The 26,678-nt window shown below is 46.9% G+C and carries 18 protein-coding genes, 1 tRNA gene and 1 pseudogene; 14 read left to right on the forward strand and 6 right to left on the reverse strand.

Features of this window, described 5'->3' with window-relative positions:
• Positions 1 to 127: 127 nt before the first annotated feature.
• The 14 genes from OGX75_RS19650 (at position 128) to dpdD (ending at position 23,231) form a co-directional block, all read left to right on the forward strand.
• Positions 128 to 212 (forward strand) — tRNA-Leu (locus OGX75_RS19650).
• A gap of 198 nt (positions 213 to 410) precedes the next feature.
• Positions 411 to 1,658 carry a tyrosine-type recombinase/integrase gene (locus OGX75_RS19655; RefSeq protein WP_286451499.1) on the forward strand — a complete coding sequence of 416 codons (1,248 nt, stop codon included), beginning with the start codon at positions 411 to 413 and terminating at the stop codon, positions 1,656 to 1,658.
• Between the two features lie 101 nt (positions 1,659 to 1,759).
• Positions 1,760 to 1,993 (forward strand): hypothetical protein, encoded by a 234-nt coding sequence (locus OGX75_RS19660; protein WP_210526551.1) that lies wholly within the window; start codon positions 1,760 to 1,762, stop codon positions 1,991 to 1,993.
• A gap of 100 nt (positions 1,994 to 2,093) precedes the next feature.
• Positions 2,094 to 3,050: a hypothetical protein gene (locus OGX75_RS19665; protein WP_286451500.1), complete on the forward strand. Its 957-nt coding sequence runs from the start codon at positions 2,094 to 2,096 to the stop codon at positions 3,048 to 3,050.
• A 73-nt stretch (positions 3,051 to 3,123) separates the two neighbouring features.
• Positions 3,124 to 4,374 carry a tRNA-guanine transglycosylase DpdA gene (gene dpdA / locus OGX75_RS19670; protein WP_286451501.1) on the forward strand — a complete coding sequence of 417 codons (1,251 nt, stop codon included), beginning with the start codon at positions 3,124 to 3,126 and terminating at the stop codon, positions 4,372 to 4,374.
• Positions 4,371 to 5,498 carry a DGQHR domain-containing protein DpdB gene (gene dbpB / locus OGX75_RS19675; protein WP_286451502.1) on the forward strand — a complete coding sequence of 376 codons (1,128 nt, stop codon included), beginning with the start codon at positions 4,371 to 4,373 and terminating at the stop codon, positions 5,496 to 5,498. The genes dpdA and dbpB overlap by 4 nt, the downstream gene beginning before the upstream one ends.
• A 312-nt stretch (positions 5,499 to 5,810) precedes the next feature.
• Positions 5,811 to 8,885, forward strand: coding sequence for a protein DpdE (gene dpdE / locus OGX75_RS19680; protein ID WP_286451503.1), 3,075 nt, complete (start codon positions 5,811 to 5,813; stop codon positions 8,883 to 8,885).
• Entirely contained in the window at positions 8,885 to 11,356 is a 2,472-nt protein-coding gene (gene dpdF / locus OGX75_RS19685) for a protein DpdF (RefSeq protein ID WP_286451504.1), read from the forward strand. The genes dpdE and dpdF overlap by 1 nt, the downstream gene beginning before the upstream one ends.
• Positions 11,343 to 12,242, forward strand: coding sequence for a protein DpdG (gene dpdG, locus OGX75_RS19690; protein ID WP_286451505.1), 900 nt, complete (start codon positions 11,343 to 11,345; stop codon positions 12,240 to 12,242). Before dpdF ends, dpdG begins: the two co-directional genes overlap by 14 nt.
• Complete coding sequence (gene dpdH / locus OGX75_RS19695; protein WP_286451507.1) at positions 12,239 to 15,352, forward strand: protein DpdH; 3,114 nt, start codon at positions 12,239 to 12,241, stop codon at positions 15,350 to 15,352. The genes dpdG and dpdH overlap by 4 nt, the downstream gene beginning before the upstream one ends.
• Positions 15,339 to 16,082: a hypothetical protein gene (locus OGX75_RS19700; RefSeq protein WP_286451508.1), complete on the forward strand. Its 744-nt coding sequence runs from the start codon at positions 15,339 to 15,341 to the stop codon at positions 16,080 to 16,082. Before dpdH ends, OGX75_RS19700 begins: the two co-directional genes overlap by 14 nt.
• Entirely contained in the window at positions 16,079 to 20,530 is a 4,452-nt protein-coding gene (gene dpdJ / locus OGX75_RS19705) for a protein DpdJ (protein WP_286451509.1), read from the forward strand. The genes OGX75_RS19700 and dpdJ overlap by 4 nt, the downstream gene beginning before the upstream one ends.
• Positions 20,527 to 21,075: a phospholipase D-like domain-containing protein DpdK gene (dpdK, locus tag OGX75_RS19710; RefSeq protein ID WP_210526536.1), complete on the forward strand. Its 549-nt coding sequence runs from the start codon at positions 20,527 to 20,529 to the stop codon at positions 21,073 to 21,075. Before dpdJ ends, dpdK begins: the two co-directional genes overlap by 4 nt.
• Positions 21,072 to 23,231, forward strand: coding sequence for a protein DpdD (gene dpdD / locus OGX75_RS19715; RefSeq protein WP_286451510.1), 2,160 nt, complete (start codon positions 21,072 to 21,074; stop codon positions 23,229 to 23,231). Before dpdK ends, dpdD begins: the two co-directional genes overlap by 4 nt.
• Positions 23,232 to 23,234: 3 nt before the next feature.
• Here the strand turns inward: dpdD and queD are convergent, their stop codons facing one another.
• The 6 genes and pseudogenes from queD to OGX75_RS19740 form a co-directional block, all read right to left on the reverse strand.
• Positions 23,235 to 23,597 (reverse strand): 6-carboxytetrahydropterin synthase QueD, encoded by a 363-nt coding sequence (queD, locus tag OGX75_RS19720; RefSeq protein ID WP_210526556.1) that lies wholly within the window; start codon positions 23,595 to 23,597, stop codon positions 23,235 to 23,237.
• A gap of 348 nt (positions 23,598 to 23,945) precedes the next feature.
• The gene (locus tag OGX75_RS21335) at positions 23,946 to 24,074 is read right to left on the reverse strand and encodes a DUF7828 domain-containing protein (protein ID WP_439954708.1); all 129 of its coding nucleotides are present in this window, start codon (positions 24,072 to 24,074) and stop codon (positions 23,946 to 23,948) included.
• A gap of 396 nt (positions 24,075 to 24,470) precedes the next feature.
• The gene (locus OGX75_RS19725; RefSeq protein ID WP_004215986.1) at positions 24,471 to 25,004 is read right to left on the reverse strand and encodes a hypothetical protein; all 534 of its coding nucleotides are present in this window, start codon (positions 25,002 to 25,004) and stop codon (positions 24,471 to 24,473) included.
• A gap of 123 nt (positions 25,005 to 25,127) precedes the next feature.
• The gene (locus OGX75_RS19730; RefSeq protein ID WP_286451511.1) at positions 25,128 to 25,700 is read right to left on the reverse strand and encodes a hypothetical protein; all 573 of its coding nucleotides are present in this window, start codon (positions 25,698 to 25,700) and stop codon (positions 25,128 to 25,130) included.
• 62 nt (positions 25,701 to 25,762) lie between these two features.
• Positions 25,763 to 25,963 (reverse strand): annotated as a pseudogene (locus OGX75_RS19735) (helix-turn-helix transcriptional regulator); the annotation flags it as partial.
• A 103-nt stretch (positions 25,964 to 26,066) separates the two neighbouring features.
• Positions 26,067 to 26,648 carry a YagK/YfjJ domain-containing protein gene (locus tag OGX75_RS19740; RefSeq protein ID WP_286451512.1) on the reverse strand — a complete coding sequence of 194 codons (582 nt, stop codon included), beginning with the start codon at positions 26,646 to 26,648 and terminating at the stop codon, positions 26,067 to 26,069.
• Positions 26,649 to 26,678 lie beyond the last annotated feature (30 nt).

The raw sequence follows: 26,678 nt of genomic DNA on the forward strand, positions 1-26,678 counted from the left end.
TTAAGGAGGTGCCCGCCGTAGGGTTGTGCTGATTTTTTCAACACTTAGCGAGCCGGGCATATGCTACCGCTTGCATGGTGGCGTGTGACAGGTATAATCCACAACGTTTTCCGCATACCTCTTCAGTGCCGAAGTGGCGAAATCGGTAGACGCAGTTGATTCAAAATCAACCGTAGAAATACGTGCCGGTTCGAGTCCGGCCTTCGGCACCATCGGAACATCAATAGACGTCAACGGACGTCTTTTTTTGTGCCTGAAATCCAGTATCCGCAAGGCTTTCCTCGCTTTTTCACTCAACAGAAGTCAATCTGAGTCAACCCACATCAAGTCGCTTGTGAGTATAGAACCGAGTATATATGTTGGTTCGATAATGGTTGTATACTCACTTCGGTACATGGAAGGAGAACTTTATGGCTCTGACAGATATCAAAGTGCGTTCTGCAAAACCACAGGAAAAGGAGTACACCCTGGTCGATGGGGATGGCATGTTTTTGCTCATTCACCCTAACGGCTCAAAATACTGGCGGTTCCGCTTTCGCTTTGGTGGTAAGCAGCACCTGATGGCATTTGGGGTTTATCCTGAAACGTCCCTGGCTGATGCTCGTCAAAAAAGGGAAGAGGCCAGAAAGCTTGTTGCTGCAGGCATCGATCCCCGTGAACACAAACGTGCAGTGAAAGAAGAGCAGACGAAAGAGGCTATTACCTTTGAGTCAGTTGCCAGAGAGTGGCACGCAGCAAATAAAAAATGGACAGAAGAACATAGCCGACGGGTGCTGAAGAGCCTGGAAGATAATTTGTTCCCAGCAATTGGGAAGCGCAGTATTGATAGTTTTAGTACGCGCGATCTCCTTGTCCCTATCAAAGTAGTTGAGGCTACAGGGCGTCTTGAAGTGGCTTCGCGTCTTCAGCAGCGTACCAATGCGATTATGCGTTATGCAGTGCAAAGCGGTTTGATCGATTACAATCCTGCTCAGGAGATGGCTGGGGCAGTTGCTTCAAGTAATCGTGTCCATCGACCAGCACTTGAACTGAAACGCTTACCTGAACTACTCCAGCGAATTGATAGCTACTCCGGACGACTTTTAACCCGTCTGGCTGTTGAGCTCACGTTATTAATCTTTATTCGTTCCAGTGAGTTGCGCTTTGCCCGTTGGCCAGAGATCGATTTTGAAAGGGCAATGTGGACAATCCCGGCAGAACGAGAAGCTATAGAAGGTGTTAAGCATTCTCAACGTGGTTCTAAAATGCGCACACCTCACCTTGTGCCATTATCTCGGCAAGCACTGGACATCCTCAAACAGGTTCATAAGATCTGCGGAAATCGAGATTTTGTTTTCGTTGGCGATCACAATTCTCGTAAACCGATGAGTGAAAACACGGTGAACAAGGCTCTGCGTGTGATGGGGTATGACACGAAAACGGAAGTGTGTGGTCACGGTTTCAGGACAATGGCTTGTAGTTCGTTGATTGAGTCGGGATTGTGGTCTAGGGATGCAGTGGAACGGCAGATGAGTCATATGGAGCGAAACTCTGTGCGTGCGGCTTATATCCATAAGGCCGAACATCTTGACGAACGCAGACTAATGCTGCAGTGGTGGGCTGATTTTTTGGAGGCTAACAGAGAAAGGGAAGTGAGCCCTTATGAATTTGGTAAGTAGATTTATTTCTTATAAATACTATGTTCGAACGACAAAGTCATCTTGAACTTCTATCAATACTTTTTTATAACAGTATTATTCTGGCGGCTCAGAGGTGCATTATGAAAACTTTCGATACCAAACAGGCGATGAGAATTGTATCGCATTCTACTGGCGGTTTTAGTTACGATACTCTTGCCAGAGCATTGATTTCTAAAGATAAAGGTGAGAGCCCAGAAGCTTTGCTTGAGTCATGTCGTATTTTTTGTCTTTCTCTTGAGGAAAAAGGAGTTTTGAGGCGATGCCAAAGATGCTCATTTTCTCAAGATGAGTATTTCGAATACATTCCTCACTGATATCAGTCCCTGAAAAAATTTTTCAGGGACTGATAACTCCGTTCTTGTCTTCCCCCTTTTTCTGAGGTAGCTTGTGTAGCACGGTTTTGGGGGAGCGATTGTGAGCAATATCAACTTAATAACTACATGCACAAATGGCAAACACTGTGGAAACAGAGATATATTGAGCCTGAGTCAATTTTCATCAGGCCGAATCCCTTCAAGTGTTCTTGTCAATTCTTGGTGTAATGCTCTGAATGAAGCTATATCTACATCTGCAACTGTAAGTGTAGAGGATCTTTACAAAGGAGGGCATTGGGCGACAGCTAAAGCGATATTAAATGATTATCCTATTGATTTATGGGTTCTTTCTGCTGGTATAGGGCTCCTTCACCACAAAGACAATGTTGTACCTTATAAAGCTACCTTTGCTGTTGGATATGACGAATCGATACCATTGTATTCTCAAGAATATGTAGGGAAGAGTTTTCATAGAACGTGGTGGAAAGAAATAACCAATAGATCTATTTTTAAGTCTAAACATCCTACATCTATTTTAGATTTAATGAAAAAAAACAAAAAAGATTATTATATAATCTGCGGGTCTCCAGATTATATTAATGCTATTGAATTAGATATTATTAGTGGTCTTGAATATCTGGTTGATGCAAGAAAACAATTGCTTATTATAACTTCGAAAAAAATCAATGACAGATTGAGTACATATCTTTTCCAAACAAACCAAAATATGGCTCAGTGGTTGAAATGCAATATGCTCATGCTTAATATCAGTGTGGCAAAATATTTTGTGAAGGAGTTTACGTCAAAGCAGTTTGGCGATTTAAACGAGTTTTCTAAAAATCTATGTGAAGAACTCAAGGAATTACCTGATCGAGAAGTAAAAAAAGGAATTCGCCGTAGTCCGGAGGAAGTTAAGTCTTTCATTTTAAAGCTTATGGAACAAAATCCTAGTATCAGTGCAACACATGCGTTGCGTGAATTTCGTGACTCGGGAAATTCATTTGAGGAAAAACGTTTTCGGGCTGAGTTTAAGGCCCTGAGAGAGGCTAAACCTTAATGCCACTTGCCTGGGTTTCATGGTAGAATCCCTCGTTTTTTGAGGCTTTGCAGTGGCGTCACAGGAGAGTAAGTTGTCGAAGCTAAAGTATTTTTTCCCTGATAGTCAGGATTTTATCGATCCCAGTTTCGACTTCTTCCGCGAAACGCGAAACGAACATCGCGTGCGTCAACGTGACGATCATTATCCGCATGAGGTTTTTCCTCATCCTTACGATGGTATGCTGGTTTCTAAGGCTGTAGTAGATGGTCTTGGCGGTGGCGAGAGCAAATATACCCGTGCCCAGCGTTTGCGTTACTTCCGTAATGGAATGAAGCATTTTTTCCGCCTGCCGGAGAATATGGAAACTATGGGTGATTGCGGAGCCTTCACCTATGTTAACCAGAATGTTCCGCCATACCGTGTGGAAGAGGTGATTGAGTTCTACGAAACTTCCCGCTTTAACCATGGCGTGTCTCTCGATCATATTGTTTTTGGCTATGAGAAACCTGGTGAAGTATTCAGTGGCGAAGTATTGGCTGAGTGTCGCCGACGTCAGGATATCACGCTAACCTTGGCTCAAGAGTTTTTAAACAAGTCTCAAAAGTCCTGTTTCACTCCCTTTGGCGTTGCACATGGATGGAGCAAAATCTCCTACCGTCAGTCTGTAGAGGCCCTGCTGGCCATGGGATACAAAAATATCACCATGGGGGGGATGGTGCCGTTGAAAACGGCGCAGATCCTTGAGACTCTCGAAGAGATTAAACCGTTGCTGAAAAGTGATACACATGTTCACTTACTTGGCATTGCCCGTCCTGAGAGTTTCGCCGACTTTATCAAGTTTGGTGTGACCAGTATTGACTCGACAACACCGCTGCAGCAGGCCTTCAAAGATCGGAAAAACAACTATCATACGCCTGATGGCCCGGCCTATACCGCTGTGCGTGTCCCTCAGTTTGATGCGAATCCAAGTTTGAGTCGCAAAATAAAATCTGGCGTAATTGATCAGGATATTGCACGACATCTGGAAAAGGATGCCATGACTGCCCTGTTTGAATACGATAAAGGGGCTTTGTCCCTTGAGAAGGCTCTTGATGCAGTCCTGGCTTATGAACGCCTCCATTCGGGTGAAAAAGAGGCCGATAAAATCCGTGCGGATTATGAGCGTACTCTGGGAGAACGTCCTTGGAAACAATGCCAGTGCAATATTTGCCAGACCATCGGTATCAACGTCATCATTTTCCGCGGAGCAGAACGTAACCGTCGCCGCGGTTTCCATAATATTCAGGTGTTGTACAACCGTTTACAGCACACATTGTCATTACGCTCAGAGGAACTGTCATGAGTGAATATCGTGTTCCCGCCCTGCGAATCCGACAGGGTGAGGAGAGGCAACTCTATAGCCTTGCGATAGAAGGTAAACAGATCAGCAAAATTGCAGCGATTTCGCGTATTCGTCGCGGTGAAGAGAGTTTGGTTGGTTATCAGCGTCCAGAAGTACGTAACCATATTCGCGAAATTCAGCGCTATATTGAGAGCAAAAACCCGATGATACCAAACCCGGTGATTATCGCTTTTGATAAGCGTGTGCGTTATGAACCTCTTACAGATAATGGCGATATGGGGCATCTGGTGATACCTTTCTCCGAAGATAAGGATTTTGAGAAGCCAGGGTTTATTGTGGATGGTCAACAACGTACCGCTGCTTTGCGGGATGCGGAAATCGACTCGTTTATGATGCCGGTCTCTGCATTTATCGCTAATGATGCAGAGGAACAACGCGAGCAATTTATGCTGGTTAACTCCACAAAACCGCTGCCCAAAACGTTGTTATACGAACTGGCACCGCATACCCACGGTCGTTTGCCATCCGATCTGCAAATGCGTAAGTTTCCTTCACTGCTGACTCAACGACTGAACTTCGGAGAAGGTCCACTTGCGGGGCGCATCAAAACGGCAACCAATCCTGATGGAGTTATTGCTGACAACTCGATGATCAAAATGATCGATGCTAGTCTTCGTGAGGGAGCATTGTATCGCTTCCGTGACCCGGCAACAGGGTTGGGGGATGAAGGGAAGATGGTGAAACTGCTGCATAACTTCTGGTCGGCGGTGGAAACCGTGTTTACCGATGACTGGGACAAAAAGCCGCGCTATTCCCGCTTATTACACGGCGTCGGTATTCTTGCATTGGGTAGCCTGATGGATGAAATCGATCAGGTACATCAGGACTATAAAGGTGAATCAGGCTGGACTGAGATCCCTTCCTATTCTCGTTTTGTCGAAGAATTAAATCGCATTAAGCCGCTTTGTGCATGGAGTAGTGGCGTGTGGAACTTCGGCACAGATATTGATGGTCAGCCCGTTGTTCGTAAATGGAATGAGTTGCAGAATCTTTCAAAAGATATAGCTTTGGTTACTGACTACTTGGTAACCAGCTATATGAAAGCTGTAAATGCAGATATTTAATCCATAATTTAAATAGTAGCCCCCTATTATTAATAGGGGGCTTTTTATTTATTAATGTAACAATTTCACTTCTGGTTTAATATCACAGGCTATATATTCTTTACGTCAATGCATAAGTTCCATACATAAATATGATTGATATCATTGCCCTTTTTATTCTGTGATCTATGTCACGCCTTCGTAGTCCTCTTGTTGGCGGTAGTCACCAGTTAGAATTGATTCAACTTATCCTTCACGTGTATTATTTTTTTTTCATTACGGTATGCAGTTATCTGATCGTAACGACGATTCCTTTCATGGCCAAAAAATGCAATGACTACACAATCTAGTACATTCTCAGAAGGTGACTTGGTTACTTCTTCGTTATTCAGTGGGATTGCTAAAATTCTGCATTTACACTCAGCTGAAATGGCCGAAATCGCATGGTTTTTTTCTCCACTGGAATCAGAGGTCAATCGCCAGATAGCAGAGATTTGTACGCTGGTGCCAGCAAAACTTTATGAAGAAAGTACCGTTTACTTCCGTTCGAAGGACAGTGGTCTATGGTGTCGTGGACGCTATGGCGGACCAAGGCCTGATAATAAACACTTGCTGATTATTCGTTCTGGGCAAGTTGCTGTTGTGGATTTAGCGGACATATTTTATCCCAACTATGGGCAGGGTTTGGTAATGAACCCCGCCCATTTTCTTGCCGCCCGTTCAAACGATGCTCCGTTTTTTTATCCCCTGCGTGAGCGATTTGTCAGCGCATGGATTAAGCAACGTGCAGCATGCCTATCAATGTCATCGTTGTTCAGCAGTCGCATTGAGATTGAACCCCACCAGATAGCTATAGCTTGCCGCATTCTCCGCGACCCTAATCCAAAGTATCTGTTAGCTGATGAAGTGGGGCTGGGGAAAACCATCGAAGCTGGATTAGTAATCCGAGAACATATTCTCGAGTTTAAACGTAATGCGCGGGTACTTATTCTGGTCCCGCAAGCCCTATTACCGCAGTGGCGTCAGGAGTTGGTTGATCGCTTTGACCTTGCAGATGTGATGGAGGATGGACGCACCACCCAGATTCTGTTACGTACTCATCAGCAAATAGACCAGGCAGAATTGGAAAAATGGCACCCTACACTGGTAGCAATAGATGAAGCCCATCAACTAGCCTGCCTCGCTTGGAAAGATGAACAGCGATCACACTTTGACAAAATGGCCGAATTCTGCCATCAGGCGAAAATTGGGTTATTGCTCTCCGGCACACCAATGAATGGTAATGAACGCAATTATCTGGCGATGCTGCATTGCTTGAATCCCGAAGGTTGGAGCCTTAACGAATCTGGCTATGCGCAATTTATGCAAAAGGCAGCAGAACGTGAACGTATAGGCGGCATATACAGCGCATTGAGAGCGGAAACTCCTAATGCAGTGCTTGAATCCAGTCTTGAAGAACTTAGCGAACTTTTCAGTGCCGATCATGGCCTGATGACGCATGTCGAAGCATTACGTCCCTTTGTCGATTTCTTTGCTGAAGAGTCGGGTTATGAACGGGCAAGAAAAATTGCAGCTTTGCGTGACTGGATTGGTGAAAATTATCGTTTGTACCACCGCCTTTTACGAAATAGAAGAGAAAATCCTGCCCTAGTCGATATGTTCCCAGGGTTAGCTGGTGTGAGGACGGGCCACTGGCCGGTTACATCCAATGACGTCACGCTTGATGAATTGCTTGAGGAGTATCGTAGCTTTGCTACGGTTTACCCCGAACGCTATTTGCATTTTAGTGTTCAAAACGGACTACAGTGGTTAGATGCGCATTTCACTAGCCCGCTAACCCTCGCTAGAATGGCTCGTCGGGTGTTGGATGTCGGTGCTGGTAGTGAAGAAGAGCAGGTTTTGCTGGAGCAAATTGTTGCGTTAGCGAAACTAGAACAAAAACAGAAAGACGATGCTGTCATTGCGAAAATATCTCATTGGTTTGATGAGCACCCTCAGGGTAAAGCCGTCATTTTTTGCACAGACGAGGCGGTTGCTCTCAGCTTCTTCGTTAAGCTTAATATGTCTATTTCTCAGCGAGTAGTACGTCATAATCCGGACGATCCTGTCAATGCGGCGGAACTGGATGAGCATTGGCAAGTGTTGGTGTGCGATAAGCGTGGAGAGGATGGATTAAATTTGCATGGTGGCCACCGTTTAGCCGTTCATTATGCTTTAAGTCGTGATTTTAACAGGTTCGAACAGAGACTTGGACGCTTTAACCGTTATAGCGCAATGTTACGTGGGGTGAGTAAGGTTGAAAGCCTTGTCGTACTTCCTTCGCGCGCAAGCTTGACACAGTCATGGTTGGAATTGTTGGACCAAGGTATTGGGCTGTTCCGCCAAAGTGTCGCCAGTCTGCAGTTCGTGCTCGAAGCAAAAATGGAAGGCACTTGGCAGCGTTATATTCATGAAGGTATTAAAGCCTTGGACGAGGCCAAAGTAGAGTTTAGTGGGCATTCAGGTTTGATCGCGCAGGAGCGTAAAAGAATTAATGCGCAAGAAAACCTACATTCCATGGAACAAGATGTTATTGAGGTTAGGGAATTCGCTGGACAACTTTTACAGGCGGAAGAAGATGCTCAAAATCAATCAATTGATCTATTGAAGTGGATTACCGATGCACTGCACTTTGTTAAGTATTCGGATGAAACTCAGGGTTTTCGACTGCGTTTCGAGCGTGGAGATAAACATGAAAAAACGCTAATTGATACGGCGACGTTTATAGATAAGTGCATGATAGGATTGGATTTTAGCAAGGGTTATCCGCCAACTAGTGCCGCAATGAGCTTTAAGCGTGAAGAAATTACCAGCAGTAAGCACGCTGTATTCCCATTTCGATACGGTCAACCTTTTATCGAAACTATTTGGGAGTTAATGCAAAGTGATCCTCGTGGAACCACTATGTGCATTTTACGAATGGTGAAAAATCCGGCGATCAAACTTTACTCACCCGCGCTTTATTGCCATTTTCAATGGCTGGTTTGTGCTGATACCGGAACGGATCATTCAGCGTCTGCCCAGCGCAGATCTGACGCGCTCTGGCCACCACGTATTGTTAGTTTTTGGCTAGACGATTTAGGTAAAGAAGTTAGCGAGACTGGCGCGCAATTGCTCGAAAAAAATTACGATCCTAACGGCAACTCGCTTTACGAAGATTATAACCTTCGCTCTGAACGATGGAGGGCAGTGGAGCCTTGGTTTTCAGCAGACTCATGGCAGGCGACGATATTGCAAATGGCGGAGAAAGCTAAGCTGCAGGTGCAGCAACATTGTGAAGCACCGGACTGCGTGGCGCTGCGTTACCAGTTGATGGCCATGAAGGCGGTCATTCTCTGTACACGTGAAACGTTCATGGAGGAGAAATAATGGAAGCCGAGGACGCTCAATGGCCTTTATTGCGTAATGTCCTTAAAGGTCAGTATGAACGTATACATGAAATAACCCAGCCTTTCTATCGACGTTTATTGGCGATTCTTGAAGGGGATGTCTGCGGGGCTGGCGATAAACTTCATGCTTTTTACGATGCGCTACAATGCGCCAGAGCATCCGGCGCAAGGATATTGCGCTTACCCCTGCCGGATCGGCGAATCACTAATTCATTACTGGCACCCTTTGGCCTGATTCGTTGCCAAGATATGCCATCGGAAATAATGTTGATAGACGCCACTGCAGTGCCGGCGGAATTTGACGCTGTCTGGCGTTTGGATAAACGGCGCACATTATCATCGCCGCCGTTGGATAGCCTACTCGCTAACCAACTCAAAGATCCACAGTACCATCACTATTCAACGGCGGGCCAGCAGATGGCGGTCAGGGCAGTGCTTACCAGTCCCGAAGATAAGACGCTTGTGATCAATTTACCAACAGGTGCAGGCAAGACATTCGTCATTCATGCTCTCATGCTTAATACCCAAAAAGATCGTTTAACGCTGGTGATCGTTCCAACGATTGGGTTGGCGATTGAGCAGGCCCAACGAGCGAAAGAGATACTGGCACAGGCAAAGGAAGATCACGGCGGTGCATACGCGTGGTATGGCGATCAAAGCACCGAGCAGAAGGCGGATATCCACCAGCGCCTTAAATCCGGCGAGCAGCGCATTCTGTTTTGCTCGCCGGAATCTGCACGCGGCAGTCTGTTGACTTCACTGTTTTATTTGGCTCAAAAAGGAATGCTGGGTGCATTGGTAGTTGATGAAGCTCATCTGATCGACCAGTGGGGCGCTGAATTTCGCCCGGAATTCCAACTACTTTCACCTTTAGTGCACTCTCTGAAAGATGTTTCCAGCAGAGGATTTCGTACGGTGCTACTCTCCGCTACTTGGCATCAGACTACCTTGGATACGCTTAAACACCTGTTTATCGGCGATACTGCACATTGTATAGAGATCAACGGTAGCTTTTTGCGCCCTGAACCAGTTTGGTTCGTTAATCGTGAAGTCGATGAACACCATCACCATCAACGTGTGGTAGAGGCGATTGCCACTTTGCCAAGGCCATTGATCATCTACGCAACAAAAGTGGCTGAAGCAGAATACTGGCATCAATGGTTACTAGAACAAGGTTATCTGAGAAGCGGTCTGTTTCATGGAAATACACCGATAAAACAGCGTGAGCAACTGATTGAATGCTGGCAGGGGGATCAACTAGATATTGTTGTGGCAACATCTGCGTTCGGCGTCGGAATGGACAAAAGCAATGTCCGTTCAGTACTACATGTCGCAGTACCAGAAAATATCGATCGTTTCTATCAGGAAAGCGGGCGTGGCGGGCGCGATGGAAATGCCTGCATAGCATGGATGATTTACCATCCATTGCAGTTAAGTGTAGCAAGCAAACTGAACCGGCGTAAACTGATTGGTGCGCGAAAAGGAAGGATGCGTTGGCAAGCGCTGCATCAGGATGCCACTCTGACAGCTCGTCATCACCTTACCGTTACGCTGACCAGTAAACATGACAAACTGACACTTGATTCCAAAAACAATGTAGCGTGGAACTGGCGTACTCTTTTGTTAATGCGCCGGGCAGGATTTCTACGTATGCACTTTTCGGTGCCGAATGTGGCTGCCGTTGTTGACGATCTTACAGATGAAAATGCGGTCGATGACTATTACCGCGACTATTTTAACCATGTTCAGGTTGAAGTACTGCGTGGAGATTTGCGGGTTGACAGCATCTGGAATGAAACTTTTAATCGCTATCGTTCTCAAGAATTTTCGGCTCGTGAGCGAGGTTATGAAGTGTTGGCCGATTGGCTTATGGCCACGGATCGGCGGGCATTTTGCCGGGAATTGGCAGCATTTTATACACTCAATGGCATCATGCCTCAAATGGCATGTGGTGGATGCCCTGGATGTCGTGCGGACCATCGCGGTATATTTACGCCAACATTAGGTAACAACGTTTGCACCACCGGACTACGGGCAGAGGCTTGGCCTGGTCGACACCAAAATATTTATTACAACGAATCGAAACCTGCTAAGTTGCTGCTTCGCGAATGGCAATACTGGATTTCCACTCTGCTACACAAAAAACAGATCGCAGCGATCCGTGCCAATCGTATGGTACTCGATGAGCTCGCCAAAATCTTACCTAAAGGCACACCGTTTTGGTGTTCGCTGGAACCTAAAGATGCCAACAATCACTGGGATGAACTGTTGCTGGTCATGCCGGAAGACGTTTTCCAATTTCCTGACAACTATAGTGAAGTAAATCGTATTATCGTTGCTCCCCGTCAACGTAAAGACGTGCGTCATCCTGGCCGGCAATGGTGGGAAGGTGATAGCGAGGCGCAGAGCTTGGAACATTTTCAAAGGACATTAAGCTATGTCAATCATTAATACCGCACAACCGGGGAGTCAGATACGCTTGCTGTGTCTGATAGACCGAGTATTGAACCGCCGCCGACAAAAACCTATTCGCCGGGATGATTTAATCGACCAATTGCGTCCGGAAGCGTTGAAAGCCACTGATAACGGACATCTCCGTCTGCCACGAAATCTTGATTTCTGGATTGAAGAAGGGCTATGGAAAAGCGATGAAAGTGGAATCAGCAGCCAATTTATCACAGCAAATGAAAACGATCTGCCCGCTCGTGTACTGCGTTTACTTATCCAAAATGAGAAAGGAAATTTGCTGACAGGCTTACGCGGAGAGCAATGCCTGTTAACTATTACCGCCTTACTACTTCATGATCAGTTTACTTTTTGCGGTAATAATCTGTTGGTTCGAGAAAACGTTTCTAATTTAGTGGGGCCATTACTTGTTGATACTAAGGCTGGGAAAGATGAACATAGAACGGTCAACGAATCAGAAGATAAAGAAGTATTGAATTACGGCCTATTCCTAGGTTTTCTTGAGCCATTCAAAAATGGTTTTATCCTCGACCCAACGCGCGCCATTACACCTGTATTGCCTACACTTTTTAATCACGATACTCGTCTGAGGATAAAAGAGTTTATAGCGCGACTAGCAGAATTATTACCGATGCTGGACTGCGGAAGCTATCGGCAGGAAGTAGCGGCGCAAATGAATAATATTAAAGGGCGTAATGAGCGTCATCAAATCAGTAAAGCTCTTAGCCATGCACTGATCCGCCTTGAAACCTCGATGACTATCAGTTTTGAGAGCCTTTCGGATGATAGTGAGGCGCTCACGATTCAACATCCAGATGGAACGTTAAGACAAGTCAGCTTAATTACGCTGCGCGAGGTCATTGCCAAATGAAATTAATGGAATACTGGCCAAGCCTACATAATATTAATGATTGCATCCGCAACGAAGCGGAAGAGTTGGCCGAGCATACACTGCTTGCGGTACATGAGCCGATGAAATTTTTGCGTCATGATGCGAACGGTAATGCGGTCGGCTATGAAACACAGGAAGATTTACTCCGCCATTTTTTGGCAACACCGCGTCCGTTGCCCATCATTGGTAAGGTCGGAGCGGGAAAATCGCATATTATACGCTGGTTAGACGCCAATCTGCGTTTAATGCCTGAATCAAAAGACTGGCACATTGTGCGAATACCGAAAAGCGCCAGCCTTCGGGAAGTATTGACACTTTTGCTGGCGGGATTGGACGGTAAGGCATTTGAGGATGCTCGTGCGCAAATTCATCAGGTTAGCGAAAAACTGACTGATAAAGAGTTGGCTGAATGGTTGCTAGTGATCATGGGGCAACAACTTCGCCGCCTGCATGAAAAAAATGGACAGGAGATGGAAGCTCTGCGTCAGCAGAAAAACCTAACAGCTGAGCAGAAGTTGGAGCTTAAACCTCGGATGGATGCGCTTAGAGTAATCGACATCCATGCGGCGGAAAATGCACTGCCGACCCTAATTAACGATGTGTTTTTCAAACGATTTCTGCTTAACGAACAACACTGCTTATTTCGATTAACTAAGCGCTTGACCTCCGGTGCATCAAGTGAAGAGTTAGGCGAAAATGATCATCAACTAAAGGCTTCTGACCTTGATTTTGAATTTAATGCTGCTGATCTGAGTGCTCCGGCCTTTGCATATTTTTCAACATCGAAGCTTATTACCCATGAAGAAGTCCGTCAGTCCGCTGCTGATATTCTTAATATGGTCCTTGGAGATGCCACAAGAACACTTTTTAATCAACTTTATAGCTTCCAGGGGCGTAGCTTTTCTGAGTTGTTTAACCTGATTCGTCAAGCCTTACACCAGCAGGGTAAAACGTTGATGGTGCTGGTTGAAGATATGTCATTGATTTCAGCTATTGAAGACGTACTGATCGACAGCTTGGAGCGAGAAGGTATCCGTGATGGTGAAGAAGTGCTTTGCCCTGTATGTTCAGCAATTGCGGTCACGGATGGTTACTCGGGTTATCAGCGTCGCCGCCAAGGTATACGTGATCGTGCAAGGGGCGAGTGGGTTATCGAAGATATTAGCGATGCCGGCAATACTGTCACACAGCAACGAATAATTAATTTTTGCAGCCGTTATCTTAATGCAGCCCGGTTTGGCAGTGATAAATTACGTCAACTTTGGCTCGACAGACAGCCAGGTGCAGACTGGCCGCCTATATGGCGGCATGACGATAGTGATGAAGAATTACAGGCTTTTGGCACTAGCAATTTAGGTATCTCGCTTTACCCCTTTAATGCGAATGCGATATGCGCGCTTGCGAATAAGTATTGCCGTGATGCGGGGTTGTTACGATTCAACCCGAGGAACATTATCAGGGATATATTGTTGAATATCTTATTGTTAACTCGACGTGATGCCGAAAACGACTGTTTCCCGCCCCTCAGGCTAGCCGAGATATCACCAACAGCCGCCGTGCGTAATTGGCTTTATCGTCAGAACGTTCCCCATCAGGAGCGTGCCGAGTCGTTATTGGCTATCTGGGGTTATCCTGCTGAAAATGAAGTTAAATTGCGCGAAACGCTTAGTTCCGACATTTTAAGTAGTTTTGGTTTTGACCAGTTGGCGGGGGCATTCAAACATGTTGTACTAGGGAAAGAACTTGAAACAGTTTTAGGAACAGAAACAGAAACAGAAACAGAAACCAAAATAAAAACAGAAGCAAAGCCGCAATCACCCTCTGTCGTATTTTTTGAGGAAGCAGCAAAAGCGATTGATGCTTGGATTAACAATGACCAGAGGCTAGATCAAAAGTTTGCGAGATTGATTCGTAGTAGTCTTGCAAACGTTTATGAACATTACGGTCAGGCTGAATGGTCTGGTATCAAATCTCTGCCATCAATAAGAGCTGCGATCAAAGGACAGGTTAATATTTACATTTATAACGCCGATTCTAACCGTGGTGAGAAAACGGTATGGTTTTGTTCTGTAGATAAATTTAAAAACAGCCGGTATTCCGTTATTCTTTATAATGTCGCGATTGCGCTCATTCGTGCGGAATATTTCCGTTCACAACGCAAGGAAGATGACTGGTCCTATCCGGAAGCAGCTAACGATTTTCTATATATTCAAAATTTTGCTGCCGAATGGGTGCCGAACGCTGTCCGGGATTTAATCGAAGAACAGCGCACTAAATTATCTGAATTGTTGACCGCTCAACTTCAATTAGCGCGCGCGCTCGGCGTGGTTAGAAACGGGGATGGCAATAAAGATATTCTGTCGCGACTGCTACTCAAAGAGAGGGACATTAAGAAGCAAATGGTTGCTCCTGTGACCGATGCTGTCAAAGCCATTTGTCAGAAATCACTACGTGAATGGTCGGCGGCACGTTCAGCTTGGCTTGATCTTGTGGCCTCGAATGACCATGCGCTGGAAGGCGACATACTGCCGCAAATTCTTCAGGAAGCTTTCAGATCTCCAGCGGATAAAGAGTTGACAAGGGCCATTGCTGACTCTTTAAAAGAATTGAGGTCTTCAATTCAGATGCTGGAATGCCTAAGTGATTGCGAAAATGCTAGCGAATTCAATGGATTGATTGCTGGTTTTGGTGAGCTTTTTATGGAAATGAGTAATGCAGGGGATTATCATGTTCCTGAGGCGTTACCGCAGGCACATGAGTTAATTGCGTCAATGAATTCATTAACTCAAGGCAATATTTGGAGTACGTTACAGAATTTGCGACAAGTCCAGCAGAGTGATGATGCGATCCGTCAGTGGCGCCTGCTTTGCAATTTGGATCGGGATGTACTTAAACGAGCAATGGATACATTGAATAAATGGACCCAGGTTAGTATCCGGTTGATTAATGTCATGTCTCAATATAACGCCGAAATGGGTGGGGGCAAGATTATTGAATACCGAGCAGAAATTGATGCCATGTTCAATGAGCTCGATAACGATATGACTAAAATATGCATTTTGGCAGGAGATGAAAATGCTCACGCTTAAAACACAATTGAGCACACTTCGCGAGCAGTATGAGATAAAAAGTCACTCCAGTAGTGTGGAAGTGGTGCTGAATAAGTATCAAAAAATCATGGTGAATTTTTTGTCCCTAGCACTGACTGCACGTCAACTGAAAAAACGCGCTGAAATGCTTAGCCAACTGCCGGAAAATGTCCCTCACGACTTTGTGATGACCGAGAAGGAACTAGACTCGCTTAAAGTCGCTCATCAGCACCTGCAAAGTTTTATGGCAATATTGCAACAGGATGGCGAACAGGCCTCTCAGAACCACCAATTGGGTGTAACAGAGAATGCACTGGCGGGAAGTAACACAACACTGGCAAAAAAAATTAACGATACATGGCAATCGTTTCTTGAGCATCACAAAAGTCTAGCGTTGCAGGACAAAGCAATTATGGATCAGCTAATGCATTTGCAACCGGACGTGTATCACGCTTATTACGAACAGGAAAAAATATTCCTGCAGACAATAAAAATGTCGCCGGACTCCCCCGTTGTGGCTGATAAAATCATTGAACTCACCAAAAATTTAATGGCCATCAAGACCAAAATGCAACCTGATGCGCCACCTGAAGTTTTGGCTTTTTTAACGGCGTTGAATACGGAGCAACGTGCACCGCTAAATCTACTCACGCCGAGGGTCATGGATTGGCTAGAAAAACACGATATTCAATCCTCAATGGTTGTTATACGTAAAGGGTTGCATGGATGAGTAATGTCCCGTTAGAAAAACTTCACAAAGTGCTTGATGCGCTAGAATCCAAAGAGAATGCGTTACTGGTTTGGGGCGACACGGGCGGATTTTTCAATGATGACGAGTTAAGGGAGATCATTCAGCAAGAGGCGGGTGATGAGAATTGTGATGATGTCATCGTACAAATGATTGATGCAGCTATGCTGATTCAGGTGCCTCATTCCTCAGGATTGAAAATCTGGCGCAGTCGTATGGGCGAGTCAGTGCATCTTTACCGCAACTTGCGTCAATGGTTCCTGAATAAGCCATTAGAAGAGAGCCGAACTCTGGTATCTGACTTTCGTTTTATCCGTCAGCAGCGTACATATCCCAAGCGTGAAGAAATTCCCGAAATGCTATTGAAGCAGTGGCGGGAATCGCTGCCGCTGAATGAACGTGAGGTTGGCATCATGCGTGCCGCATTGGAGCCTATGGATAGTTTCCGGCTGGCTGGTTTTCAGAAGAGAGCGACTGAACGCATTATCCAATTCTGGCGACGTCATTCCGGCAGTGTAGATAGCTCCAGTGGATCCATAGTTTGTGCTGGGACCGGTAGTGGAAAAACGCTCTCGTTTTATTTGCCTGCGCTAACCAGCCTTGCTAATGAAATCTGCGGCAATCCGCAAGCCCGGGTACGTATTCTGGCGATTTATCCGCGTAAGGAACTCCTCAAGGATCAGTTTGCTGAGACCTATGCCCAGTGCCGCAAATTGGATGGGTTTCTTCAGGCGCAAGGCGCGCGAAAAATTCGTATTGGCTCTTATTACGGCGATACGGTAAAAAACAGACAAGATGCGCAAAATAAACTTCATAACCTCGCGGGTCTTCCTTTCGAACTGCTGCGATGTCCGGTAGAGCATTGCGATGGAGAAATGCAGTGGCGGCGTGAAGACATAGAAGCCAATAACGAAATCCTGACCTGTGTGAAATGCCGCCATACTGTAGATAACAGCGAAGTCATGCTTACGCGTTATGCGCAATACAAGAATATCGCGCCAGATATCATTTTCACTACTACAGAAATGCTCAACCAGCAACTTAACAACAAGACCAGTCATGCGTTGTTTGGCATCGGCAAAGGTGCAGGTCCGACCTTGGTATTGCTGGATGAAGTGCATACCTATGGTGGTTCTACGGGCGCGCAGACAGCCTTCCTGTTACGCCGATGGATGCAACGAGGTGCCTGTCTTCCACATTTCGTTGGCTTATCAGCCACGTTGGCGGACGCGCAGTCGTTCTTTGCACAGTTGATTGGCTCACCAGTAGATAATGTTGCGCTCATTCAACCGCATGAAGAAGAGATGAAGGCGGAAGGCGCAGAATATTTGCTGGCGTTGCGTGGAGACCCTGTATCGGAAACTGCACTGCTTTCCACTACCATCCAGACCAGTATGCTTACATCGCGTTTGCTGGATAGCAAAGAGGCTGTTGCACAAGGGACTTGGGGACAAAAAACTTTTGTTTTTACTGATAATCTCGATGGTATAAACCGTCTTTATTCTCAATTGAGTGACGCAGAAGGTTGGGATGTCAGCGGTGACGTGCCTGTCGCAGAACATGCGCCACTGGCGTCATTACGTGCATCGCAGAATAGCGGTAAAAAACAGACCGAATTGGGTCAGAACTGGCGAATTTCAGAGAATATTGGACACCTATTGAGTGAACGTAAACGAGTGTCACGCACATCCAGTCAGGATGCTGGCGTCGATCAGTTGGCGGACATTGTGGTGGCAACAGCGTCTTTAGAAGTAGGCTATAACGATCCCTTGGTGGGGGCAGTGATCCAGCATAAATCACCGAGCGATGTTGCCTCGTATCTTCAGCGTAAAGGCCGTGCTGGCCGTCTCAGAGGCATGCGTCCATGGATGCTGATCGTGCTTTCTGAATTCGGTCGTGACCGAGTAGCGTTCCAGCGTTATGAAGAGCTTATTAGCCCGGAAGTAAAACGCCAAGGCTTGCCGATGTGTAACCAGCACATCCAAAAAATGCAGGCGGCAATGGCGACACTTGATTGGCTTAGCCAGAACGGGAATTTCCGCGATATTTGGGCGATGTTACGCTATCCAGACAATACAGAATATAACCGCAAACAATATCATGCCTTACAGGTGCTTATTGGTAAGATTCTGCTGGGGGGAGCAGTTTTAAATTCACTTACCCGCTATCTGGGACATGCGCTGCAACTCAAAGACGCAGAGATTCAACCGTTATTGTGGAACTCGCCCCGTTCGTTGATGTTCGAATTTCTGCCTACTGTACAACGTTATTTGAAAAGCTATTGGGCTGAGAACGGGAAACCCTGGTCGATGACTGACAGTAGTCGCGGTTCGCCGGTGCCAGAATTTATTCCTCAAACTTTGTTCAACGAATTGAACTTGCCGACTTTGTTGATTCGTCTGCAGCGTGGTATCAGAACAGGTGATAAGTGGGAAGGGCTATCTTTTTGGCAAGGAATGCGAGAGTTTGCGCCGGGGCGTTTATCCAAACGCTATGCGGTGACTACCAACAGAAATACTGACTGGTTGGTGCCTGAAGGGTTTAATCCAACTCCGGGTAACTACACGGTCAATTTCCCGATTAATGACGCTTTTGGTGATGTACTGCAACTAGAATGTTCTATTGAGCATGAGGGAAGGCCACTCAATATCATTAAACCATTCCGGGTAATGACCAAAAGAGCGGATATCACGCGCATAAGCGATAAGAGTAATTCACAACTTTACTGGCATTTGTATTTAGTCAATCCGTTCTCAGCCATTAGGCATGATGTGCCTAAAGGTGCGTGGTATCCGGCATTGCGAGATGTAAGCTTCTTTAGCCATCAGCATATGACTCCATTGGAGGTTGTACGCTATACAACTGGCGCTCTGGCCTCACTACGCTTCAAAAATAAGCAGAAAGATCGGGCCCATATTGATTTCTTGTGGACTGATGGAACGCAGTCGGCTGGCATTGGCGCTAGGCAGTGGGTGGATGCTATGCGCCTTCGGTTCGTGCTAGACCGCGACACTGTCACGCACCTCGTCAACCAGCCTGATGTGTTACGCGGTCTACGTCCAGTCTATTTCCAGCATCTGGTCAGCATGATGCCAGAATTTGAGTTCGATGAATTCAAAGCTAACTGGGTAATGGAGTGTTTTCAGGCATGTCTTGCAGAGATCATGGTCATGCAACCGGATATGTCTTTAAGGGAAGCACTTGCTTTCATTGCCACTGAAAGTGGAGTTGAACGTCTCGTGCAAATTCCGGCTAGCCTATTCCAGCCGGATCTATCTGATGAAGATAAAAATGAGCAGCAACTGCAATTAGCTCTTCAGGACTTACTTTCAAGTGCAATCGTCCAGCAGCAACTGCTGAATTGCGCAGATGCACTCTGGAAACCGGTCGAATATCTTGACGGTTTTATCGAATGGGCGCGTCAGGTGCTGGCTGATACTCTATGCGCCGGCGTACACCAGACATTATGTTCTCTGCTGCCGGATGTAGATGAACGCGCCGTGGTGACGGAATCACGTTGGGATCGCGATGCTGCCAATGATATAGAATGGCTTGAAGTTTGGCTTACTGAGGTGGAATCAGGAGGATGCGGTATTCTTATCCGGCTCCAGGAAACTTGGTTCAGTGATCCGGTTCAATTTCTGAATATAATGGTCAGGAATCTTGCTCCGGGAGATTACGAACAAATCGATTTCGATCTGCAGAGTCTTTTAGAAACGCTTAAGGATTCTTCAGTGCTTCGCGAAGTATTTCGCAAAGTACGCGAGGCTGAGAACTATGAGGCACGCAGGGAATCAAACAAACAACTCCAACTCGAACTGCGTCGTTTGGGATTTAGACTGTCTCACAGTTTCACTACTGTACTCTATTCCCGAATTTTGCGCGCGGGTAGTTCTGAGAGTACAGATGCGGATTTACAAACACTGCTTGCAGGTTGGCGTCAACTCGAGGATCGCGCTGAAATCGAGTTCAACCTTAATATCGTGGCGCATGCACTTGCGTTCGGGGAGTGCGGTCCACATGCCTCTTTCTCGGATACTTTTCAGACTCAATGCCGTAACCAGAACTTACTCTGGCCGCGCGGTTACACGATCCGCCAGGCAGAATTGAACCATTACAATCCATTCAGCTCGCGGAGTTCAGTGACTGAGCGGTTGCTGGCTGGCGTGCTGTTTGATGCCAATATTGTTCGAGTTGAAGGCGACTCTTCCCACTGGTTAGAAGATGTTCACATAGCATTGCGCAAGCATGGGCGTGTTGATCTGTTGCTTCCCAAGATGGACCCCGAAGCCATTCACACTTACATAGCGATCTTACTGATCGAGCCCTTGGATTACTTAGGGCTGCTGCTTTATCCACGTATAGGTGAATTGCGGCGTGAGAAAGGAATAGTAATTTTGCGGGTGGAAATGGCGGAGGTAGTACAATGAGTCATAAGACAACGCATCGACAAATTTTTGTTCATGGTTCAGAAGGGCAGCGTGTATTACGAGAAGTACTGGGTGCGCAATTAGTTGGATTAATGATGAATCCTCAACCGCTGTGGCTGGTTTCACCATGGGTCAGCAATTTTGCTGTGCTGGATAATCGTTCCGGCAATTGGAGCTTTGTTGAACCGGCATGGGGAAACCGCGAAATCTATTTTCAAGAACTTCTAGCCGGCATGGTGAATTATGGCGTTGAGTTGAAGATGGTTACGCGTGATTTACCCCTCAATCGAGATTTCGTCAAGCAATTATATAATCGTCTTCATAGCAAAGCTGTTTTCCACCATACCTGCAGCCATGATCTCCATACCAAGGGCATGTTATCACCGCATTTTTTTATTCAGGGGTCAATGAATTTCACATGGCGCGGGGCCAATCGCAATGAGGAAAGTGTGGTGCTAACCTGCGATCAACATATCATCACAGAAGCGCGAACTGAGTTTGAAAAGCAATACTTTTTTGCTAAGCCGCAGGAGACTATCAAATGATCACTCTACCAGATTGGCTGGAAGCCTTTTATGCGGACTGCGACGAAAAGATTGACTTAAAAAAAGTGCTTGAGAAGAGTTACAAGCATCATAAATTTAATGAGTGGCTGCCGCCGCTTATTGAAGCAGCTTGTAGAAAACAGATGCCATGCTTTATCCCATCAGCAAGACCCGATTTAACATTCTATGCCTTAGCACCTGACGGAAGGAGTCTCGATGAACTACGCCGTTTTTTAATTGCGGGTTTAGGTTCAGCTGATACGCCTTCTGACTTTCTGATACGCCAACATTCAGAAAATAACAGTGAGAAGTTGTTGTTAAGGCAATTCCCGGACGGCTTTATCAAATTCTCCCTGTTTCCCTGGTTGGCCAAGCAGGTTGATAGCCGCGACAGAGTGTTTGGCTTGTTGCAGGAGTTACTGAATTTGTACGCCTGTCGTCCGCAACTGTCATCGACAGCTCGGCGCCAGACGGGGCGCATCTTGCGTGATTTTTATACTGCAGTTCATTCCCATGACTACATCGCTGCCAGCGCTTATCTGGATGAGATTCGCAACAATAACGCGCTGTCGCCTAGAAATACTCTTTTTTTGGAATTGCTGGCGCTGGCGGCGGGTTCTAAGTGGGAGGAAATTGTCGCTCATGAAAAAATTGGCGATGTACTGGGCGGACGGATCCCATTAAATATACAGAGTTTGCTGGTGCGGACCCTTGGCCATATGGGGCTAGATCGCCTTTTACTGGAGGGCTTTCACGCATTAAAGTTCGAAGAGGCCCGCGCATTAAGCCAAAGATTACGTCCATTGTTTAAACAAACCCCCGCATTTTCTCACATGGCTAGCAGTTTGCGTGACTGGCAACTCTGGACACTTGGGGCAGCGACTCTGGGTTATACCGAGTGGGAATATTCGTCGCCACTGCTAACCGAGACTTGGAAATCTAAGTTGCGGGAGTGGATTGGGGGTATGCATTTTACTGACAATACCAGCAAGGAAATCAGCGCAGAGCAACCGCCAGTACTGTTAATCTCGCCGGAACAGGCGAAGCGAATGTTGTTGGACATCTTCGGAGGCATTAGTACCGAAAATGAAATGGAAATTTACTCGCAACTATTAGCAATGCCTGATGCGACGCAGCAGGTCCTGCGCCAAAACGAGAGGTTATGGGCGTTCTGGGAGGAACTGCAAAATAAGTATCGGGTGGGCTCGTATGGCTGGATGCCATGGTTGCAGGATATCCGTAATACTAGCCAGTTGGATCGATTGGAGCAGTTGCGACAGCGAATGGACGGACAGTGGCGTGAATGGCTTATCTCGTCATTCGATGAGTATGAGATGATCGATATTCTTGAAAGCGGCTTAAGCGAAGAGCAAGGTAAGCTTCTGCGCAACGTTTTGCCGCTGTTCCTGACATGGATGGAAAACAACATGGTATGTGGCTCATCGCAACTTTGGCTGGCGTGGTTGACGTTGCTGGCTGCGGACGACATCCATTTTGAACAGGATGTTCGCTTGGGAGGCCTGCTGTTGGATAAATGTCTGGCTGGACAGTTTTCTAGCAGCGAATATCACGATGCACTTGATGCTTGTGAAGCCATCTGGAGTAAAAATGCTTCAATGCGTGCATTGGCCTATGCGATTGAAACAGCTGAAATAATACTGGATACACCATCTATTGACCACTCGATGATGCAAAAATACTGGATGAGTCTACAGACTGAGGCGTTAAGACGCTGGGAACGACTGGATAACAACTCGCAAATTCTGATCCGCATTTTGTCCTGCAGTTATTTGGGGGCAGGGGCTGACAGTGCGTTTCCGTCGCCACCAGAGCAGAACGCGGTAACGTCATCGCTACAACACGTATTGAAAGGGAAAATATTGGCGATTTACAGCCTGACTGAAGGTGCGGCGCGACGTGGAAAGGACGTATTGATGGAACTCTATCCTGGGTTGAAGGTTGAAATTAACCATGATCACGTCTCTACCCCTGCATTGATAAATTTGGCAAAAAAAGCCGATTTCTTTATTTTTTCCAGTGATAGTTCAAAACATCAGGCTTTTTATACGGTATCAGATTATCGCAAAGATATTATTTATCCAGCAGGAAAAGGCGCATCTAGCATAGTCGCAGCCTTTGCTCAATCTCTAAGGTGATTGTCACTCCCCACGATAAATACAACCCGCTGTACAGGTCTCTTTCACCATTACTCCGCTAAGGAGTGGCAGTTGCGGCTTCACTTGGTGCCAAATCCATTCCGCCAGCACTTCGCTGGTGGGATTCTCTAATCCAGTAATATCATTGAGATAGTTATGATCCAGACGATCTAGTGTGGGTTTAAAAATGGTTTTCAGTTCGGCAAAATCGATAATCCAACCAGTATGTTTATCCACTTCACCGGTTATCTCAAGGCGCACTAAAAAAGAGTGACCGTGTAAGCGACCGCATTTATGGCCCTCCGGAACATTGGGAAGACGGTGTGCGGCTTCAAAGGTAAAGTCTTTATACAACGTAGTTTTCATGGTGCCCCCTTTTTTTGTTATACAGTAACAATAAGAAGCAAAATTTTCTAGCATTTCTGAGTTATCTACTAACTCTCTGGTGATAGACAAAAATATTTCCGGTCGAACCCAAACCAGTTGGTTTTCAATTGTGAGGCTTGAGTCGCCATAGATAATCTATACACTTCTGAGTCCATTGTGGACTGACCCCGCCCCGGCATAGGGTTGCTTTCTGTGAACCCCTCTTCGATGTTGCCCTGCACCCGAATGCCTGTCGTCAAAGATCACTATGTCGGCTTGCGACGCACTTGCTACTTGCCATCGTTTTTCATTGAATCCGTAGACAATATCTTCGTCGAGGAAAATCACCTACTTCCTCGATAAATGTCTAGTGCCGCATTGCGGGCCGCGTACCCTGCCTGGTGACTGCATCGCGTCTTTAGCAGTCACAACGTGCCCGTCACGATTATTGGCAATGTAACATTTCAGCATGCGCATGCCAGTACCTCGATCTGGATGTTATGTACTGTAATGTATCTATCGGTATGGCAGGTCACACAGCACCGTTTACCGTTGTGTGCGAGGAAGAATTTGGCAAACATCTTCAGACTCCTGAGGGCAGGCGCAAGTCGTCCCGAAAAGGGAAGCCTGTGCCTTGCGATTAGATGATTAAAGGGGGGGATTGGTGTGGCTGTCACATAATGGAATGCTGACGTAAAAAACTGTCAGACTCAGAAATCGATACTTCGTCGGCGCACGGTTAACTGATGGTCAGCTACTCCGTTACAGCCATACAGTAAGCGCGTATTTTTCTGCTCAATCCAGGTCATATGCTCCGGTACATTGCGCATGCCGCTCGGTACCGGATCGCTGTTACGGACAGGTATCCGACCTTCACAGTGGCCGGGTGGCACGAATGTAATCCTCAGTCAGTGCCGATAAACCATTGAACTCTTTTTGTCGTGTATTGATCCATTTCTTCAGCGTGGCCGGAAGCAGCAGATGCAGTGCGTACCATGCTTCCGGCTCAATCCCTTTCACCAGCTCACACCAGCACAGCAACATCAGTGATTCACGTATACCGGGCTGTGGATACTGGCGGAAGAGCAGCAATAACTGCTCAGCAAGGGCACTGAGTCCCAGTCGGTAACATTCACTGCGCAACATCCCCGCCAGCGCTGGCCCCTCAGCACGTTTAATGATACGTCCCGCTACTGATTCTTCTTCCACACAAGCAGCCTGCGTTACCGTCAGCAAAAACTGCGGAATAATGAGCAGTCCGGTAAGCCCGTTCGGTAACGAGCAGGACGTCACGGTCAGCCTGTGCCACTTTTTAATTTCAGGCTGGCAGAGCCCATGAGTGACCTGCAGCCGGGTGAGGTCATCAAGCCAGGCCTGACAGTGCGCGGTAAAAATGGTTGAGTTCATCTGTAAATCCTTATCGTTGAATCGCAGACAGCGCCGTTCCGCTAGTGTGAAGCGGTGCGGGAAACGGCATCTGTGGAAAGTAATGCGGGATTGGGGGAGGAGGATGTACTTTCGTCTCTGGCATCAGTTGCCGGTAAACAGCAGGTATTCATCCATCATCAGGGTTAAAACGGGATCACTATCCTGGCGGTCACCCAGCCAGAGATACAGCGCGTCGTCTGGCTGTCCGACCAGACGCTCCAGCCAGTCGCAAGGGTCATTTCCGCACATCAAATCGCGCCAGCACAGCCAGACGATTTTGTGTCGGATTTCCCGGCTGGTCAGTCGCTGTAACATCACCAGCAGTGCCCGTTGTACCGGGAACTGCTTCAGTCGGGCACATTCACTCAGCAATATGCCTTCCAGCATGGGATGGTGAAGCAGCAGCGTGGTGTCTGAATCCAGCCGGGTGGACATGTCCTCTGTCACCGTGATGACCGGAGGCTGATTACCGCAGAACAACCGGTACAAAGCATGGGGTACCACGGCAGTGACCTGCCCCGTACCCGTGAAGCGGAGCGAGCCTATGGTGAGTTGATGGCTGGCCTGGATGTTCGGGTGACACAACCCATGTCGTACAGCCAGACGCGTGAAATCGTCCAGCCAGCGCTGGTAATGCTGCAACAGGAAGTCATGACGGGAATTCGGTGTTTTCATGACAACGTCTCCACGGGAGTTACGGTAAGTTTGTGGGTCGTTGGCAGGGAGGAATTCTCCCCACGGGATGCATCAATACGGGCCTGCAGCCAGGCTTCGACTTCACTCTGTCGCCAGCGGGAACTGCGACCAAACTTGATGGGTGCCGGAAACTCACCGTCTTTGATTAGCTTGTAGAACCATTTATCGGTTAACCCTGTGAGCCGGGTGATAAAAGCCATATCGACAAACTGGTCTTCAAGCAGGGAAGGTTTAATTGTCATGATGAGATTCTCCGGTAGCTAAGTAAGTACCGGAGTCGTGTGATGAATCACTGTAGCCTTCTCCGGCATAACAACCGGAACTGACGTAAAAAAGTGCGTCGTTTTATCGAAGCCCTCGCGGTCTGCCCAGTCCACTTGCGGGTGGTACCTCGCTGGCCCCGTAGTAAGTCTGCCCGTGTTTTGATTTCTCCTTGGCGAGATAGCTGATGATGTAGCGCAGGTTGTTGATGGCTGTAGCATCATCGTAATTGACGGGGCGGGTGATATCGGCTTCGTAGCATTTCTTAGGATCACAGCGATTGTGGTACCCCTCACCCTGTGTAATCTTCTGCCAGACAGCCCCTGCCTGTTCAGCCACCGGAAAGGTGGCCTGGTTATGGTGACCATCAAGATACATCACAATATGGGCATGGCATTTGTGTCGGGAAGTGCACTCCAGCACCCAGAAGTGACCCACGATGTTGCTCTCTAACATCAGATGTTCTGTTAACTGGCGTACCTCCCTTTCTGTCTCGTACCATCCGTGATGGTTATAACGCCATGTGTCATTCTGATAGAACACATCGAGTCTGAGGGGCTGAAGGCGGGAGTAACGTCCCAGTAGCTGATCTAGATGGTGGTTCAGTAACGACAACAGGAACCAGTTCATTGTGTATTTGCGGTTCCAGGGCCAGGGAAAGTCCATGATTTAATCCTCTGTAGTGTGTGTACAAAG

The organism is Citrobacter sp. CK199 (assembly GCF_030333285.1).
Taxonomy (GTDB): domain Bacteria; phylum Pseudomonadota; class Gammaproteobacteria; order Enterobacterales; family Enterobacteriaceae; genus Citrobacter_B; species Citrobacter_B koseri.

Excerpts from the sequence above, each read along its gene's own strand:
- OGX75_RS19655 (WP_286451499.1), top strand. The coding sequence starts at position 411 with ATGGCTCTGACAGATATCAAAGTGCGTTCTGCAAAACCACAGGAAAAG.
- OGX75_RS19660 (WP_210526551.1), top strand. The coding sequence starts at position 1,760 with ATGAAAACTTTCGATACCAAACAGGCGATGAGAATTGTATCGCATTCT.
- dbpB (WP_286451502.1), top strand. The coding sequence starts at position 4,371 with ATGAGTGAATATCGTGTTCCCGCCCTGCGAATCCGACAGGGTGAGGAG.
- dpdE (WP_286451503.1), top strand. The coding sequence starts at position 5,811 with ATGACTACACAATCTAGTACATTCTCAGAAGGTGACTTGGTTACTTCT.
- dpdF (WP_286451504.1), top strand. The coding sequence starts at position 8,885 with ATGGAAGCCGAGGACGCTCAATGGCCTTTATTGCGTAATGTCCTTAAA.
- dpdG (WP_286451505.1), top strand. The coding sequence starts at position 11,343 with ATGTCAATCATTAATACCGCACAACCGGGGAGTCAGATACGCTTGCTG.
- dpdH (WP_286451507.1), top strand. The coding sequence starts at position 12,239 with ATGAAATTAATGGAATACTGGCCAAGCCTACATAATATTAATGATTGC.
- OGX75_RS19700 (WP_286451508.1), top strand. The coding sequence starts at position 15,339 with ATGCTCACGCTTAAAACACAATTGAGCACACTTCGCGAGCAGTATGAG.
- dpdJ (WP_286451509.1), top strand. The coding sequence starts at position 16,079 with ATGAGTAATGTCCCGTTAGAAAAACTTCACAAAGTGCTTGATGCGCTA.
- dpdK (WP_210526536.1), top strand. The coding sequence starts at position 20,527 with ATGAGTCATAAGACAACGCATCGACAAATTTTTGTTCATGGTTCAGAA.
- dpdD (WP_286451510.1), top strand. The coding sequence starts at position 21,072 with ATGATCACTCTACCAGATTGGCTGGAAGCCTTTTATGCGGACTGCGAC.
- queD (WP_210526556.1), bottom strand. The coding sequence starts at position 23,597 with ATGAAAACTACGTTGTATAAAGACTTTACCTTTGAAGCCGCACACCGT.
- OGX75_RS21335 (WP_439954708.1), bottom strand. The coding sequence starts at position 24,074 with ATGCGCATGCTGAAATGTTACATTGCCAATAATCGTGACGGGCACGTT.
- OGX75_RS19725 (WP_004215986.1), bottom strand. The coding sequence starts at position 25,004 with ATGAACTCAACCATTTTTACCGCGCACTGTCAGGCCTGGCTTGATGAC.
- OGX75_RS19730 (WP_286451511.1), bottom strand. The coding sequence starts at position 25,700 with ATGAAAACACCGAATTCCCGTCATGACTTCCTGTTGCAGCATTACCAG.
- OGX75_RS19740 (WP_286451512.1), bottom strand. The coding sequence starts at position 26,648 with ATGGACTTTCCCTGGCCCTGGAACCGCAAATACACAATGAACTGGTTC.